15 protein-coding genes are annotated in these 14,500 nt (G+C 75.0%); 7 read left to right on the plus strand and 8 right to left on the minus strand.

What is annotated here, in order from left to right; all coding sequences use genetic code 11:
* Positions 1–59: 59 nt before the first annotated feature.
* Positions 60–1,055, plus strand: coding sequence for a cation diffusion facilitator family transporter (locus tag OMK64_RS10250; protein ID WP_272728054.1), 996 nt, complete (start codon positions 60–62; stop codon positions 1,053–1,055).
* 73 nt (positions 1,056–1,128) lie between these two features.
* The gene (locus OMK64_RS10255; RefSeq protein WP_272728056.1) at positions 1,129–2,466 is read left to right on the plus strand and encodes an ion channel protein; all 1,338 of its coding nucleotides are present in this window, start codon (positions 1,129–1,131) and stop codon (positions 2,464–2,466) included.
* 93 nt (positions 2,467–2,559) lie between these two features.
* Here the strand turns inward: OMK64_RS10255 and OMK64_RS10260 are convergent, their stop codons facing one another.
* From OMK64_RS10260 to OMK64_RS10270, 3 genes are all read right to left on the minus strand, one after another.
* Positions 2,560–2,886 (minus strand): hypothetical protein, encoded by a 327-nt coding sequence (locus OMK64_RS10260; RefSeq protein WP_272728058.1) that lies wholly within the window; start codon positions 2,884–2,886, stop codon positions 2,560–2,562.
* Positions 2,883–3,875 carry an alpha/beta hydrolase gene (locus OMK64_RS10265; protein ID WP_272728060.1) on the minus strand — a complete coding sequence of 331 codons (993 nt, stop codon included), beginning with the start codon at positions 3,873–3,875 and terminating at the stop codon, positions 2,883–2,885. Before OMK64_RS10265 ends, OMK64_RS10260 begins: the two co-directional genes overlap by 4 nt.
* Before the next feature lie 115 nt (positions 3,876–3,990).
* Positions 3,991–4,647, minus strand: a complete 657-nt coding sequence (locus OMK64_RS10270; RefSeq protein ID WP_272728062.1) for a histidine phosphatase family protein — start codon at positions 4,645–4,647, stop codon at positions 3,991–3,993.
* A gap of 302 nt (positions 4,648–4,949) precedes the next feature.
* Between OMK64_RS10270 and clpB the strand changes: the two genes are divergently transcribed.
* The 4 genes from clpB to OMK64_RS10290 all read left to right on the plus strand — a co-directional run bounded on the left by clpB (position 4,950) and on the right by OMK64_RS10290 (position 10,224).
* Entirely contained in the window at positions 4,950–7,550 is a 2,601-nt protein-coding gene (gene clpB / locus OMK64_RS10275; protein ID WP_272728064.1) for an ATP-dependent chaperone ClpB, read from the plus strand.
* Positions 7,551–7,701: 151 nt separating this feature from the next.
* Positions 7,702–8,340 (plus strand): UdgX family uracil-DNA binding protein, encoded by a 639-nt coding sequence (locus tag OMK64_RS10280; RefSeq protein ID WP_272728067.1) that lies wholly within the window; start codon positions 7,702–7,704, stop codon positions 8,338–8,340.
* Between the two features lie 89 nt (positions 8,341–8,429).
* Positions 8,430–9,479, plus strand: a complete 1,050-nt coding sequence (locus tag OMK64_RS10285; protein ID WP_272728069.1) for a Gfo/Idh/MocA family protein — start codon at positions 8,430–8,432, stop codon at positions 9,477–9,479.
* 49 nt (positions 9,480–9,528) lie between these two features.
* A complete protein-coding gene (locus tag OMK64_RS10290; protein ID WP_272728071.1) occupies positions 9,529–10,224 on the plus strand; it encodes a DedA family protein in 696 nt (231 codons plus the stop codon).
* Positions 10,225–10,251: 27 nt separating this feature from the next.
* Here the strand turns inward: OMK64_RS10290 and OMK64_RS10295 are convergent, their stop codons facing one another.
* Genes OMK64_RS10295 through OMK64_RS10305 form a run of 3 tightly spaced genes read right to left on the minus strand, consistent with a single transcriptional unit; the run spans position 10,252 to position 12,954 of the window.
* Positions 10,252–11,010 carry a DUF4190 domain-containing protein gene (locus OMK64_RS10295; RefSeq protein WP_374694082.1) on the minus strand — a complete coding sequence of 253 codons (759 nt, stop codon included), beginning with the start codon at positions 11,008–11,010 and terminating at the stop codon, positions 10,252–10,254.
* Complete coding sequence (locus OMK64_RS10300; protein ID WP_272728075.1) at positions 10,923–12,107, minus strand: DUF4190 domain-containing protein; 1,185 nt, start codon at positions 12,105–12,107, stop codon at positions 10,923–10,925. The genes OMK64_RS10295 and OMK64_RS10300 overlap by 88 nt, the downstream gene beginning before the upstream one ends.
* A gap of 43 nt (positions 12,108–12,150) precedes the next feature.
* The gene (locus OMK64_RS10305; RefSeq protein ID WP_272728077.1) at positions 12,151–12,954 is read right to left on the minus strand and encodes an exodeoxyribonuclease III; all 804 of its coding nucleotides are present in this window, start codon (positions 12,952–12,954) and stop codon (positions 12,151–12,153) included.
* Positions 12,955–13,242: 288 nt separating this feature from the next.
* Between OMK64_RS10305 and OMK64_RS10310 the strand changes: the two genes are divergently transcribed.
* Entirely contained in the window at positions 13,243–13,998 is a 756-nt protein-coding gene (locus tag OMK64_RS10310) for an SDR family NAD(P)-dependent oxidoreductase (protein ID WP_272728079.1), read from the plus strand.
* 54 nt (positions 13,999–14,052) lie between these two features.
* On the opposite strand, the gene OMK64_RS10315 is transcribed toward OMK64_RS10310, so the two are convergent.
* Both OMK64_RS10315 and OMK64_RS10320 read right to left on the minus strand, forming a co-directional pair.
* Positions 14,053–14,241: a hypothetical protein gene (locus OMK64_RS10315; protein WP_272728081.1), complete on the minus strand. Its 189-nt coding sequence runs from the start codon at positions 14,239–14,241 to the stop codon at positions 14,053–14,055.
* A gap of 15 nt (positions 14,242–14,256) precedes the next feature.
* On the minus strand, positions 14,257–14,445 hold the full coding sequence (locus OMK64_RS10320) for a hypothetical protein (RefSeq protein ID WP_272728083.1): 189 nt from the start codon (positions 14,443–14,445) through the stop codon (positions 14,257–14,259).
* Positions 14,446–14,500 lie beyond the last annotated feature (55 nt).

Below are 14,500 nucleotides of genomic sequence, written 5' to 3' on the forward strand. Positions count from 1 at the left end.
CCATCCCACACCGATCCTCCGGGTCGCACCACGCGAGCGATGGTGCTAGTCACGGACGCATGACGCAGCCGGGTCCCGACGAGCCCGCCGTCGACGTGCTCGGCGTGTCCCCGGAGGCCGACGACGACGGCCACGGCGAGTCCGCGCTGACGGTGGCGATCGCGCTCGGGGCGAACGTGCTGATCGCGGTCGCGAAGACGGCGGCGGCCATCCTCACGGGCGCCGCGTCGATGCTCGCCGAGGCCGCGCACTCCTGGGCCGACGCGGGCAACGAGGTCTTTCTCCTCATCGCCCAGCGCCGCGCGGCCAAGCCGGCCGACGACTCCCACCCGCTCGGGTACGGGCGCGAGGTCTACGTGTGGTCCCTGTTCGCCGCGATCGGGCTGTTCGCCGTCGGCGCCGGGGTGTCGATCACGCACGGCATCCAGGAGCTGTCGCACCCCGAGCCGGCATCGGACTTCGGCATCGCGTACGCGGTGCTCGGCGTGTCCCTCGTGCTGGAGGGCGTCTCGTTCGTGCAGGCGTCGCGGCAGGCCAAGCGCGCCGCGGCCCGACGGGACCGCGACCTCGTCGACCACGTGCTCGCGACGTCCGACCCCACCGTGCGCGCGGTGTTCTTCGAGGACGCCGCGGCGATCGTCGGCATCCTCATCGCGACCGGCGGGATCGCGGCGCACCAGATCACCGGCTCGGCGGTGCCCGACGCGATCGGGTCGATCCTCGTCGGGATCCTGCTGGGCGTCGTCGCCGTCGTGCTGATCGACCGCAACCGCCGCTTCCTCGTGGGCGAGGCCGTCGACCCCGCCCTGCACGCCGCCGCGGTGCACGCGCTGCTCGCGCTGCCCGAGGTCGCGCGCGTGACGCAGCTGCGCCTCGAGTTCGTCGGCGCCCGCCAGGTGTACCTCACGGGGGCCGTCGACCTCGAGGGCGACCCGAACGAGACCGTCGCGTCCCACGTGCTCGCGTCGCTCGAGCGTCGGATCTCCGCGACGGACGGCGTCGTCGGGGCCGTCCTGTCGCTGTCGGAGCCGCAGGAGCCGTCGATCCACGACTGACCGCCGGTCATCCGCAAGGGGTGACGCGCACGACGAGCCGCTCCGGGGACGCTGGGCGGAGACGGGGGTGGCGATGACCGAGCCGAACACCGAGTTCCACGTGCCCGTGCGGCAGCTGCTCAGGCTGGCCGTCCCGGCTGCCCTGGTCGGCATCCTGTGCGGGCTCCTGCTGATCGGGCTCAGCGCGCTCGCGGACGTCGTCGAGGGCTGGCTGTGGGACGACCTGTCGGGCGTCTTCGGCCTCGACCGCGACTCTCCCGTGTGGATCGTCGTGATCCTCACGCTCACCGGCCTGCTGGTGGGGCTCGTCATCCGGTTCGCGCCGGGGCACGCCGGCCCGGACCCCGCGTCGGCCGGGCTCGTCGAGCCGCCGCTGCCGCCGCGGGTGCTGCCCGGGCTCGCGCTCGCGATGGTCCTCATGCTCGCCGGCGGCGTCAGCCTCGGGCCCGAGAACCCGATCATGGCGATCAACGCCGCGCTCGTGGTGTGGCTCGGCGCACGCGTCGCCGGACAGGTCGGTGCCCCGCAGTGGATGGCGCTGTCGACCGCCGGGACGCTCGGCGCGATGTTCGGCACACCGCTCGCGGCGGCGCTCATGTTCAGCGAGCTCGACCCCGGCGACCGTCGCATCCCGCTGTGGGACCGGCTGTTCGCGCCGCTCGTCTCGGCCTCGACCGGCGCGCTGACGATGCTGATGCTGTCCGACCTCGACTTCGCGATGGACGTACCCGCCTACCCCGGGCTCCAGGTCACGGACCTCGCGATCGCCGTCGCGGTGTCGCTCGGTGCCGCCGCGCTCGGGCTGCTCGCGTCGTACGTCTTCACGCCGCTGCACCGGTTCGTGCACCGCGTCCGCCAGCCCGTCCTGCTCCTGACGCTCGGCGGCCTCGTCCTCGGGCTCCTCGGTGCCCTCGGCGGGCCCATCACGCTGTTCAAGGGCCTCGAGCAGATGAAGCAGCTGCCCGGTCTGGTCGGCGAGACGACGGCGCTCGGGTTCCTCGCGTTCGCCCTGATCAAGCTCGTCGCGCTGCTCGTCGCGTCGAGCGTCGGGTTCCGCGGCGGTCGGATCTTCCCCGCGACGTTCGTCGGCGTCGCGCTCGGTTACGCGGTGGCCGTCGCGTTCCCGTCGGTCCCGACCGCGCTCGCCGTGGGCTCCGCCACCGTCGGCATCATCGTCGCCGCGACCCGCAGCGGGTGGCTGAGCATCTTCCTCGTCGTCGCGATCATCCCGCAGGCCACGCTCATCCCGCCGCTGCTGTTCGCGACGCTCGCCGCCTGGCTGCTCGTCACCAACCGCCCGGAGCTGCGCGCCGCGCCGCTCGACGAACCGGCGACCGCCGAGGCCGGCGCGGGTGCGCCGCTCGCTCCGCCGGACACGACCGGGGAGCGAGGGTCGGTCGACAGGACCTGAGCGCACCACCGGCCGGGGCGCAGGGGCGCGACCGGGCCGACCGACGACCACGCGCACCCCCCGCCCTGGACCGTGAGGCGCAGCGTGGCCCGCTCACGTCGCGGGCGCCGACCCGCCGGCGTCGCCCGCACGCCACGCGACGACGGCCGCCGTCACGTCGGCCCCGTGCACGCGGGTGAGGTCGCGGGCGCGGTACGGCGACGTCGACCCCGCCGCGAGCGGCGCCGAGGCCTGCACGCGCGCGGCGAGCCGCGTCAGAGCCGCCCGCCCCTCGTGCTCGTAGGCGTCGTGCTCGCCGTCCGTGAGCGCGATGAGCAGCGAGCCGCTGACCGGCCCCTGGCTCACGTGCACGTCGAGCAGGAGCGACCCGTCGGACTCGAGCAGGAACCAGGACGAGCGCTCGTGGTCGAGGACCTTCACGACGCGTCCGGGCGACCGCCCGTCACGCGGTCGAGGAAGTCGACGACCTCCTTGAGGTAGCGCTCGCGGGCCGGCGCCGGCGACAGCGCGAGGTCGTGCGCACCGCCCGGCACCTCCACGAACGTCACGTCCGGGCCGAGCCGTGGGGCGAGCGTGCGGATGTGCGCGACGTCGAGCACCGAGTCCGTCGTGAGCAGCGCGTCGTGCTCACGGTCGTCCGGCCCGGACGCGTCGGACGCCAGCACCAGCACCGGCACCTGGATGTCGAGCCCGTGCGCGACCCGCCGGTGCCCCGCGCGGACCGCGCGGACGAACCCCGCCCGCGCCGGGAAGCCGTCGTGGGGCTTCCACGTGAGGTCGAAGTCCCACTCGCCGCCGGTCCCGCTGTGCAGCGCGCGCCCGTAGTGCGGCGCGATGTGCCCGACGACGACGTCGGGTGCGACCCGCCCGACGACGCGCAGCGCCTGCGTGAGCGCGTGCCGCTCGAACCACGACCCGCGCAGGTCGAGCCAGGGGCTGTTGAGCACGACCGCGTCGACCGCGCCCGCCCGCCCGTTCGTCCACAGCGCCGCGATCAGCCCGCCCGTCGAGTGCCCCAGCAGCGACACCGACGCGTACCGCTCGCGCAGCAGCCGCACGGCGGCGTCGATCTCCTCGGCGTAGACCGACAGCTCGCGCGTGTCGTTCGGGACGCGGCCGTCGCGGATCGACCGCCCGTAGTCCCGCAGGTCGAGGCCGTGCAGGTCGTACCCGTGGTCCGCGAGCGCGCCGGCGACGTGCGGGTGGAAGAAGTAGTCGACGAACCCGTGCAGGTAGAGCACGGCCCGGCCGCGGCGCGGTCCGTCGGCGCCTAGCGAGCCCGCCGGGCTGACCAGGGTCGCGACCGGGTCGACGCCGCCCGTCGACCGGCCGTCGGGCGCCAGCGGGATCGTCCGGGCGGTCCACCCGTCGCCGAGCACGTCGGGCACGTCGATGACGTCGTTGTCCATGCGGCGATCCTGCCACCCCCGGTCGTCGGCCGGTGGCACACGCCGACCCCGTCATGAGGCCCGCTCGACGAGTCGACGCGGGCCCCAGGACGGGGTCGTGGCGTGGCGCGGGGCGTCAGGCGACCGACGGGACCGCCGTTGCGGTGCGCATCGGGCGGGCGGCGACGTGGCCCTGGTGCGCGACGTCGACGGCGAGGCTCGTGATGCGGGCGGTGCCGTCAGGGTCGACCTCGACCGTCGAGACGGACGCGTTGGGCAGCGGGACCAGTCCGACCTCGTCGACCGTGGCCAGGTACGCGCCCAGGGTGAGGCCGTGGCCGACGACGAGGACGTGCCCGTCCTCGTGCTGCGCGGCGATGCGGGCGAAGACGTCGCGCGTGCGGTCCATGAAGTCGCGCGCGTGCTCACCGCCGGGCAGGCCCGGGTGGCGGCCGGCGAGGACCTCGGTGACCAGGTCCGGCCACGCGACGACCTCGTCGAGCACGCTCTCGGGCTTCTGCTCGTAGATGCCGAACGCGTACTCCAGCAGCCCACGGTCCGTGCGCAGCGGCACGCCCTCGTGGTGCCGGAGCAGCTCGACGGCCGTGGCGACGGCCCGGCCGGACGGCGAGGACCACGCGGCGGTGAACGGGACGTCGGCGAGGTGGCGCGCGGTGGTCCGCACGCCCGCGCGGCCGTCGCGCGTGAGGGGGGAGTCGCAGCGTCCCTGCAGGACGCGGCGCGCGTTGAAGTGGGTGCGCCCGTGCCGGACGAGCGTCATCGTGAGGGTCATCGGTGCCCTGCTCTCTCTTCGGTGTCGCCCGCGACGCTAGGCGGGTGACGTGTCCTCGGGCCGACGGGGAGGTGACGTGTCGGCGACGTCTCGCCGCCGATGGCCTCGCGGACGGCCCGGGATCGTGGTCGAGCACAACATCAGGCGCCGTCACGGGGTACGGCGGGCGCGTGATGTTGTGGTCGGCGGACGGGTGGCGGGTGCGGCACCGTCAGATGGCTCGGCGAAGTTGAGTGGAATAGACTCAACTTTGGTCGATGTTGAGTCGGGCAGACCCCGATCCCGTCCTGACAGGAGATTCCGTGGACGCCAAGTTCACCACCCGCTCGCAGGAGGCCCTCGGCGACGCCATCCAGCAGGCGTCGGCCGCCGGCAACCCCCAGCTCGAGCCCGCGCACGTCCTCAACGCCCTGCTCCAGCAGGAGGGCGGCGTCGCGAACGCGCTGCTCGACGCCGTCGGCGCCGACCGCGCCGCGCTCGGCCGGTCCGTGCGCTCGACCCTCGTCGGCCTGCCGTCGTCGGCCGGCCAGACGGTCGCGCAGCCGTCGGCGTCGCGCGCCACCGCCGCCGCGCTCGAGGCCGCGTCGGCCGAGGCGCGCGCGCTCGGCGACGACTACGTCTCGACCGAGCACCTGCTGCTCGGCCTCGCTGCGGGGCAGTCCGGCGTCGCCGACGCCCTGCGCTCCGCCGGTGCCAGCCGCGACGCGCTCGCGGCCGCGCTGCCGAACGTCCGCGGCAACAGCCGCGTGACCAGCCCGAACCCGGAGGGCACGTTCAAGGCGCTCGAGCAGTACGGCATCGACCTCACGCAGCGTGCGCGGGACGGCAAGCTCGACCCCGTCATCGGTCGCGACTCGGAGATCCGACGCGTGGTCCAGGTCCTGAGCCGTCGCACCAAGAACAACCCCGTGCTCATCGGCGAGCCGGGCGTCGGCAAGACCGCCGTCGTCGAGGGCCTCGCGCAGCGCATCGTCGCCGGCGACGTACCGGAGTCCCTGCGCGGCAAGCGGCTCGTCAGCCTCGACCTCGCGGCGATGGTCGCGGGCGCCAAGTACCGGGGTGAGTTCGAGGAGCGGCTGAAGGCCGTCCTCGCGGAGATCACGGGCGCCGAGGGGCAGGTCGTCACGTTCATCGACGAGCTGCACACCGTCGTCGGCGCGGGCGCCGGGTCCGAGGGCGCGATGGACGCGGGCAACATGCTCAAGCCCATGCTGGCCCGCGGCGAGCTGCGCCTGGTCGGCGCGACGACGCTCGACGAGTACCGCGAGCGCATCGAGAAGGACCCCGCCCTGGAGCGCCGGTTCCAGCAGGTCTTCGTCGGCGAGCCGTCCGTCGAGGACACCGTCGCGATCCTGCGCGGCCTCAAGGAGCGGTACGAGGCGCACCACAAGGTGACGATCTCCGACGCCGCGCTCGTCGCCGCCGCGACGCTGTCCGACCGGTACATCACCGGCCGCCAGCTGCCCGACAAGGCGATCGACCTGGTCGACGAGGCCGCGTCGCGCCTGCGCATGGAGCTCGACTCCTCGCCCGTCGAGATCGACGAGCTGCAGCGCGCCGTCACGCGCTTGGAGATGGAGGAGGTCGTCCTCCAGGAGTCCGACGACCCCGCGTCGCTCGAGCGCCTGGAGCGGCTGCGCAAGGACCTCGCCGACCGCCGCGAGGACCTCGCGTCGCTCACCGCGCGGTGGGAGAAGGAGAAGGCCGGCCACAACCTGGTCGGTGACCTCAAGGCGAAGCTCGACGCGCTGCGCACCGACGCCGAGCGGCTGCTGCGCGAGGGCGACCTCGAGGCGGCGGCGCGCATCCAGTACGGCGAGATCCCGTCGCTCGAGCGCGAGATCGCGGCGGCCGAGGCGTCCGAGGAGGCCGCCGACGACGCGCTCGCGCCCGAGGGGACGCCGATGATCGCCGACAAGGTCGGGCCCGACGAGGTCGCCGAGGTCGTCGCCGCGTGGACGGGCATCCCCGCCGGCCGGCTGCTGGAGGGCGAGACCGCGAAGCTGCTGCGCATGGAGGACGTGCTCGGCGAGCGGCTCATCGGTCAGCGCACCGCCGTCGCCGCGGTGTCCGACGCGGTCCGCCGCGCGCGGGCCGGCATCTCCGACCCCGACCGCCCGACCGGCTCGTTCCTGTTCCTCGGGCCGACGGGTGTCGGCAAGACCGAGCTCGCCAAGGCGCTCGCGGACTTCCTCTTCGACGACGAGCGGGCCATGGTCCGCATCGACATGTCGGAGTACTCCGAGAAGCACTCGGTCGCGCGGCTCGTCGGTGCCCCTCCCGGGTACGTCGGGTACGAGGAGGGCGGCCAGCTCACCGAGGCCGTGCGGCGCCGGCCGTACTCGGTCGTGCTGCTCGACGAGGTCGAGAAGGCGCACCCCGAGGTCTTCGACGTCCTGCTCCAGGTGCTCGACGACGGCCGCCTCACCGACGGCCAGGGCCGCACGGTCGACTTCCGCAACGTCATCCTCGTGCTCACGTCGAACCTGGGGTCGCAGTTCCTCGTCGACCCGCTGCTGTCGGCCGACGCGAAGAAGGACGCCGTGATGAGCGCCGTGCGTACCGCGTTCAAGCCGGAGTTCCTGAACCGGCTCGACGACGTCGTCCTGTTCGACCCGCTGTCGCTCGACGAGATCGGGCACATCGTCGAGCTGCAGGTCGCCTCGCTGGCACGCCGGCTCGCCGACCGTCGGCTCACGCTCGACGTCACGCCCGCCGCGCGCGAGTGGCTCGCGCTCGAGGGGTACGACCCCGCGTACGGTGCGCGGCCGCTGCGGCGGCTCGTCCAGCGGGAGATCGGCGACCGGCTCGCGCGCTCGCTGCTCGCGGGCGACGTGCACGACGGGCAGACCGTCCGCGTCGACCGCGACGGCGACACGCTGACGGTGACGTCCGCGGCCTGACGCTCGCGACCGCGGCGACCGCGGCGACCCGACGCCCGGTGCTCGCGTCCTCGTGACGCGGCGCCGGGCGTCGTCGTGCACGCGCGGCGGCACGGCGGGACGCTGGACCGGTGTGAGGAGGCCGCACGGACGCCCGACGACGGAGGCCGACGTGGCCCGACCCGATCCCGACCGCCCCGGAGCCCAGCAGTGGGTGCCCGACGGCGCCGACGTCGACACCCTGGCCGCCGCGGCCCCCGCGTGCCGGGGGTGCGAGCTGTGGGCACCCGCGACGCAGGTCGTGTTCTCGACGGGCTCGCCGACCGCGCGGCTCGCGCTCGTCGGCGAGCAGCCCGGCGACCGCGAGGACCGCGAGGGTGAGCCGTTCGTCGGCCCCGCCGGGCGCATGCTCGATCGCGCGCTCGACGAGGCCGGCATCGCGCGCGACGACGTCTACCTGACGAACGCCGTCAAGCACTTCCGGTTCGACGAGCGCGGCCAGCGCCGGATCCACAAGACCCCGGCCGTCGCGCACATCCGCGCGTGCCTGCCGTGGCTCACCGCCGAGCTCGCCGCCGTCCGCCCGCGCGTCGTCGTCGCGCTCGGGGCCACCGCCGCGCGCGCGGTCCTCGGGCACGACGTCACGGTCGGGGACGTCCGCGGGCGTGTGCTCGACGAGGCCGGCGCCCGCGTCGTCGTCACCGCGCACCCGTCGTCGATCCTGCGCCTCCGCGACGACGTCGACCGCACCGCCGCGCTCGCCGCCCTGGTCGCCGACCTGCGCACGGCGTCCGGGGCCGCCGCGTCCTGACGACGCCGGTGTGACGACGTCCGAGCCCTCGGGGTGCGCGTCCCTGGGCTCCGACTGCTCGTCCGCCGTGCGTCTGGCACGCTGGCCCGATGTCCGCCGACCTGCACCTCCCCGACCCGCGCACGCCCGACCCCGCCGACGCCCCGCCGCTGCGTTGGGGGATCCTCGCGCCCGGCTACATCGCCGGGCGCTGGGCGACGGCCGTCCGTGAGCACACCCGCCAGCGGCTCGTCGCCGCCGGGTCGCGGTCCGTCGAGCGGGCGCAGGCGTTCGCCGACGAGCACGGCGTCGAGCGCGCGCACGGGTCCTACGAGGCGCTCGTCGGCGACCCGGAGATCGACGCCGTCTACGTCGCGAGCCCGCACAGCCACCACCACGAGCAGGCCCTGCTCGCGCTGCGCGCCGGCAAGCACGTCCTCGTCGAGAAGGCCTTCACACGCAACGCCGCCGAGGCGCGCGACCTCGTCGACGCCGCGCGCGAGGCGGGCGTGCTGCTCATGGAGGCGATGTGGACGCGGTACCTGCCGCACACGGACGTCCTGCGGCAGCTGCTGGACGACGGCGTGCTCGGCGACGTCCACCGCGTCACCGGAGACTTCGCGGTCCGCGCCGAGGTCGACCCCACGCACCGGCTGGTCGACCCGGCGCTCGCGGGCGGCGTGCTGCTCGACCTCGGGGTGTACCCGGTCGCGTTCGCGTCGTTCGTCGCCCGCCACGCGGGTCTCGGCGTCGCGCCGTCGGCCGTGCAGGCCACGGGCTCGCTCACGTCGACCGGGGTCGACGCGCAGGCCAGCCTCCAGGTCGCGTACGGCGCGGCGCAGGCGCAGCTGTTCACGTCGATGCTCACCGCGACCGGCCAGACGACCGCGGTGCACGGGTCGCTCGGCCACGTCGCCGTCGACGAGTCCGCGTACGTGCCGTCCGCGCTCACCGTGACGGTCGGCGACCGCACCGCCCGCTGGGACGCGAACCGCGTCACCGGGTACGGCGGGCTCGCGTTCCAGGCCGCGGCGTTCGCGACCTACGTCGCCGAGGGGCGCACCGACTCGCCGCTGCTTCCCCTGGCCGAGACGGTCCGCATCCTCGAGACGACCGACGAGGCCCGCCGCCAGCTGGGCGTCGTCTACCCCGGCGAGTGACCCGCCGCCCGCCGGGCGCCCGCGCCGACCGGATGACAGCATCGGACCGATGAGGTCCCCCCTGCACCTGGCCGCCGGTCTCGGACCCCACGCGAGCCTCGGTACCGCCACCTCGGAGGCCGAGCTCACCGGCCTCGTCGGGTGGGTCGTCTCGGTGATCGCCGCGCTCGGACCCGTGGGCGTCGGCCTGCTCGTCGCGCTCGAGAACGTCTTCCCGCCGCTGCCGTCCGAGGTCGTGCTGCCCGTCGCCGGGTACGTCGCGAGCCAGGGGCAGATGTCGCTGGTCTGGGCGGTCGTCGCGTCGACGCTCGGCTCGCTGATCGGAGCGTGGGTCCTGTACGGGATCGGCGTGAGCGTCGGGCGGGTCCGGCTGCGGCGCTGGCTCGGCAAGGTGCCGCTCGTCGAGGTCGAGGACCTCGACCGGTCCGAGGGCTGGTTCGAGCGGCACGGCGGCGCCGCCGTGCTGGTCGGGCGGTGCGTGCCCGTCGTGCGCAGCCTCGTCTCGATCCCCGCGGGCGTCGAACGGATGCCCCTGCTGCGGTTCAGCGTCTTCACGGTGATCGGCTCGGGCGTCTGGAACGCCGGCCTGATCCTCGCCGGGTACGCCCTCGGCGACCGTTGGGAGGACATCGGGCGGTACAGCGACTGGCTCAACTGGCTGGTCTACGCGATCCTCGCGTGGCTCGTCGGCCGGTTCGTCTGGACGCGCACCCGCCGTCGCCGGACCGTGCCCGACCGCGGCTGACGCCGCGGCGCGCCGCCGCGTGCCCGCTCAGGGCAGCGTCGCCGACCCGTCCAGGAACGACCCGGTCACGCCCCCGCCGTCGACCACGGCGAGGCACAGCCCGCGCCGGTCACCCCGCGCCCAGCCCTGCTCGGTGGGCGCCCACGTCACCGGACGCACGCCTGCCGCCGTCTCGTCGTCGTCCAGCACGCAGGCTCGCGCGACACGCGCGTCGGCGGCCTGCTGCCCCGGCCACACCGCGTTCCCCGCGAAGTCGTACTCCGTGACGACCTGCGCCTCGTGCGGCTGCGCGCACGGCACGACGCGCACCACGTCGACGGACCCGTCGGCCGGCAGCTCCTCGACGCACGTGCCCGTCACGAGCTGCACCGCGTGCGCGTCGCGCGCCGACCCCACGTCGCCCGGCAGGGGACGCGTGGCCTGCGCGGTCACGAACCCCACGACGACGGCCACGACGACGCCGAGCGTCGCCAGCGCGCCGAGCACGATCGCGGCGACCGCCATGCCGCGGCCCCGCGTGCCGTGCGCGGACGTCCGCCGCAGCGCGAGGATCCCGAGGACCAGCGCGAGCGGGCCGATCAGCAGCACGCCCCCGGCGAGCGCCCACCCCGCGAGCGGCTCACGTCGCGCGGGGGCGTCCTCCCAGCCCGGGGCGTAGTACGGCTCGGGGTAGTCGTCCCCCTGCGCGAGCGGCTCGTTCAGGAGCCGACCCCCTGCCCGGCGACCTGCACGTCCCCCACGACGATCGAGCCGGTGAGGTTCGACTCGTCCGCGGTGTACGTGCACAGGGCGGTCGAGCCGCCCGCCTGGTCGAAGTCGTCGGGGTGCGGGTAGTACACGTCGGGGAACCCGCCGACGTCGAAGAGGCCGGGGGCGCGCGAGTCGATCGCGGTGAAGCACACGTCGACCGCGGCGTCGTAGGCCGGGTCGTCCACGTCGTCGACGATCGGACCGTCGAGCTGGACCTGCGTGACGATCTCGGTGCTGTGCGGCTCGGAGCACGGCACGACCTCGGCGTCGCTCATGTCGTACTGGTTGGGGTACTCGGCGAGGCACGTGCCGACCGGCAGGTCCGTCCGGAGCTCCCAGTAGCCGAGGTCGCCCGACGTGTCAGGTCCCGGCTGGCCCTCGTCGACGGTCTCCCCGAGGTCGTCGAGCGCCGACTGGACGGTGTCGTCCGTCGCGACGCGCGCGAACAGGATGAGGCCGACGATCACGCCGAGGACGAGGAGCACCGTCCCGATCGCGCCGACCACGACGCCCGCGATCGCCAGACCGCGCCCCTCCTGACCGGTCCGCCTGATGCGGCGCAGCGACGCGATGCCGAGCCCGAGGCCGACGGGGGACAGCAGGCCCGCCGTGAGCAGGAGCCCGCCCGCGCTGGTGGCGATCGACGCGACCGCGAGGCCGTCGGTGGAGCGGGTCGCGGGCGCGTAGCCGGGCTGTCCGTAGCCGCCGTACGCCGTCGGCGCGCCGTATCCGGCCTGCTGGCCGTACCCGGGCTGTCCGTACGCCTGCGGCTGTCCGTACGCCTGCGGCTGCCCGTACGCCTGCGGCTGTCCGTACGCCTGCGGCTGCCCGTACGGCTGGTCCGCCCGGCTGGGCGGCTGTCCCGTCGCGCCGTACCCGTGCGGCTGCTGGCCGTAGGGCTGCCCGTACGGCTGCTCAGGCGGCTGCGCGCCGGACGGCGGCTGGCCCGGACCCTGCCCCGGCGGAGGGCCGGCCGGTGACGGACCGGTCACAGGCCCGGCGGATGTCGGCACGGCCTCGTACCCGCTCGGCGGGGGAGGCAGGGGCCGGGTCGGCGCGTCCGACGGCGTCCGGTCGTCCGGGGCGGCGAAGGGGTTGTGCTCGGGCGTGGGCCCGCCCGGCTCGTTGCTCATGGCCGCAACCTAGCCGACCGCGCCGACGCGCGGATCCCCCTGCTCAGGTGGTCGCCCGGTCCGCGATCTCGAGCACCACGGGGACGTGGTCGGACGGCGCCTTGCCCTTGCGCTCGTCGCGCACGATCGTCGCCCCGGTGACCCGGGCGGCGAGCGCGGGAGACGCGTACGTGAGGTCGATGCGCATGCCCTGGTTCCGCGGGAAGCGCAGCTGCTGGTAGTCCCAGTAGGTGTACGTGTGCTCGGCCGGGAGGTGCTCGCGGGACACCTCGGTGAGCCCGGCCTCGGCGAGCGCCGTGAACGCGGCGCGCTCGGCGGGCGTGACGTGCGTGCGACCCGCGAACCAGGCGGGGTCCCAGACGTCGGTGTCGAGCGGCGCGATGTTCCAGTCCCCGACGAGCGCGAACGGTGCGTGCGGGTCCGCGGCGAGCCACCCGGCGGCGGCGTCCCGGAGCCGCGCGAGCCAGTCGAGCTTGTAGGCGTAGTGCGGGTCGTCGATCTCCCGCCCGTTCGGCACGTACAGGCTCCAGACGCGCACCCCGCCGCACGTCGCGCCGAGCGCCCGTGCCTCGGCGACGGCCGGGTCGCCCCACGTCGGCATGCCGGGAAAGCCGGTCTCGACGTCCTCGATGCCGACGCGCGACACGATCGCGACGCCGTTCCACTGGCTGAACCCGGCGGTCGCGACCTCGTAGCCGAGCGCCTCGAACGGCTCGCGCGGGAACTGCTCGTCCTTGCACTTCGTCTCCTGCAGCGCGAGGACGTCGACGCCGCTGCGCTCGAGGAAGGACACGGCGCGCTCGGTGCGCGCGCGGATCGAGTTGATGTTCCAGGTGGCCAGACGCATGGACGGCGACGTTACCGGCCCCGGCCGACACCGCCGGACGCTCGGGTGGGCCGGTCGGCGGGGACGCGGGACACGCCGGGCGTGGCCTCGCGGCGCGCGCAGCAGCACGGCGAGCGGGGCCGGCGCGACGGACGTTGGACCGGGTGGGTGTCGACCGGACGGACGAAAAGGACGTCCGGGCTGTTCCTGGGGCGAAGCGCCTCGATACCGTTCCGCCAGCGACACCGGGGCAGAACCGGGCTCCCCGGCCGGCGGGCACCCGTCACGAGCGGGTCGAGGAGGACGACGGTGGACGAAGGGCTCAAGGGGCGGCGCGCGCTCGTGACGGGCGGCGCGAGCGGGATCGGCCGCGCGGTGGCCGTCGCGCTGGCCCGCGCAGGGGCGGACGTCGCGGTCACGCACCTGTCCCACGACCCGGCGCACGTCGTCGCGGAGATCCAGGAGGAGGGGCGCTCGGCGACCGCCGTGCAGGTCGACGCCCGGCACTCGTGGGACGTCGACAAGGCGGTCAGCACGGCGGCCGACGCGCTCGGCGGCGGGATCGACGTGCTGGTCAACAACGTCGGCGGCATCGTCGAGCGGCGCACGCTGGCGGCGATGGACGACGCCCACTGGCACCACGTGCTGGACCTCAACCTGTCGTCGGTGTTCTACGCGACGCGCGCGGCGCTCGCGGTCATGCCCGACGGCGGCCGCGTCGTGAGCATCGGCGCGCAGGCGGCGCGCAGCGGCGGCGGCACGGGCATGGTCGCGTACACGACCGCGAAAGCCGCGCTCGAGGGGTTCACGCGCGCCCTCGCGCGCGAGCTCGGCCCGCGGCGGATCACCGTCAACGCGGTCGCGCCGGGGTTCGTCGCGCACACCCCGTTCCACGCGACGCACACGCCCGAGCCGGCGCAGCGCGCCGCGGTGGCGGCGGCGGCCGTCGGCCGCGCGGGTGTCCCGGACGACGTCGCGGAGGCCGTGCTCTACCTCGTGTCCGACGGTGCCGCGTTCGTCACCGGTGCCGTGCTCGACGTCAACGGCGGCGCGTACTTCAGCTGACGCGCCGCGGGCGGCGGTCGGAAGAAAATCACCTGACTCGCCGCCGGGCGTCTCTCAGGCGAGCGCGCGGCGCGCCCGGCGGCCCGTGGACTCGACGAGGCGCAGGCCGCGCGAGACGAGCGTGGGACCGCCCTGCGCCCGCTCGACACGGGTGGCGATCTTGCCGGCCACGCCGGAGACGACGGGCACGACGACGGCGGCGATCAGGACGGTGCGCACGCGGCGCATCAGGAAGGCCCACATGATGGCTCCTCGGGGTCAGTCGGGCGGCTCCCCGGCCGACGTCGTCGGACCGAGGTCCCCGCGGTCCGGCACGCCGGGCGCGTCCGGTGCGGGCGGCGCGTCGCTCGGCAACGGGTCCTCCTCGCGACGGGGGTCGTCGGGCGGGAGGTCGTCGAACGCGGGCGAGTCGGGCACGCGGCCGGGGTCGGGGATCGGGCTGCTCATGGGTGCTCCCTCTTCCTGGGAGCGGCCGTGCGGTCGCTCCGCCGTTCGACGGGCG

The sequence above is a fragment of the Cellulomonas fimi genome, from assembly GCF_028527925.1.
In the GTDB taxonomy this organism is placed as follows: Bacteria; Actinomycetota; Actinomycetes; order Actinomycetales; family Cellulomonadaceae; genus Cellulomonas; species Cellulomonas fimi_C.

Excerpts from the sequence above, each read along its gene's own strand:
- OMK64_RS10305 (WP_272728077.1), bottom strand. The coding sequence starts at position 12,954 with ATGCGTCTGGCCACCTGGAACATCAACTCGATCCGCGCGCGCACCGAG.
- OMK64_RS10290 (WP_272728071.1), top strand. The coding sequence starts at position 9,529 with ATGAGGTCCCCCCTGCACCTGGCCGCCGGTCTCGGACCCCACGCGAGC.
- OMK64_RS10300 (WP_272728075.1), bottom strand. The coding sequence starts at position 12,107 with ATGAGCAACGAGCCGGGCGGGCCCACGCCCGAGCACAACCCCTTCGCC.
- OMK64_RS10320 (WP_272728083.1), bottom strand. The coding sequence starts at position 14,445 with ATGAGCAGCCCGATCCCCGACCCCGGCCGCGTGCCCGACTCGCCCGCG.
- OMK64_RS10270 (WP_272728062.1), bottom strand. The coding sequence starts at position 4,647 with ATGACCCTCACGATGACGCTCGTCCGGCACGGGCGCACCCACTTCAAC.
- OMK64_RS10285 (WP_272728069.1), top strand. The coding sequence starts at position 8,430 with ATGTCCGCCGACCTGCACCTCCCCGACCCGCGCACGCCCGACCCCGCC.
- OMK64_RS10265 (WP_272728060.1), bottom strand. The coding sequence starts at position 3,875 with ATGGACAACGACGTCATCGACGTGCCCGACGTGCTCGGCGACGGGTGG.
- OMK64_RS10255 (WP_272728056.1), top strand. The coding sequence starts at position 1,129 with ATGACCGAGCCGAACACCGAGTTCCACGTGCCCGTGCGGCAGCTGCTC.
- OMK64_RS10315 (WP_272728081.1), bottom strand. The coding sequence starts at position 14,241 with ATGTGGGCCTTCCTGATGCGCCGCGTGCGCACCGTCCTGATCGCCGCC.
- OMK64_RS10250 (WP_272728054.1), top strand. The coding sequence starts at position 60 with ATGACGCAGCCGGGTCCCGACGAGCCCGCCGTCGACGTGCTCGGCGTG.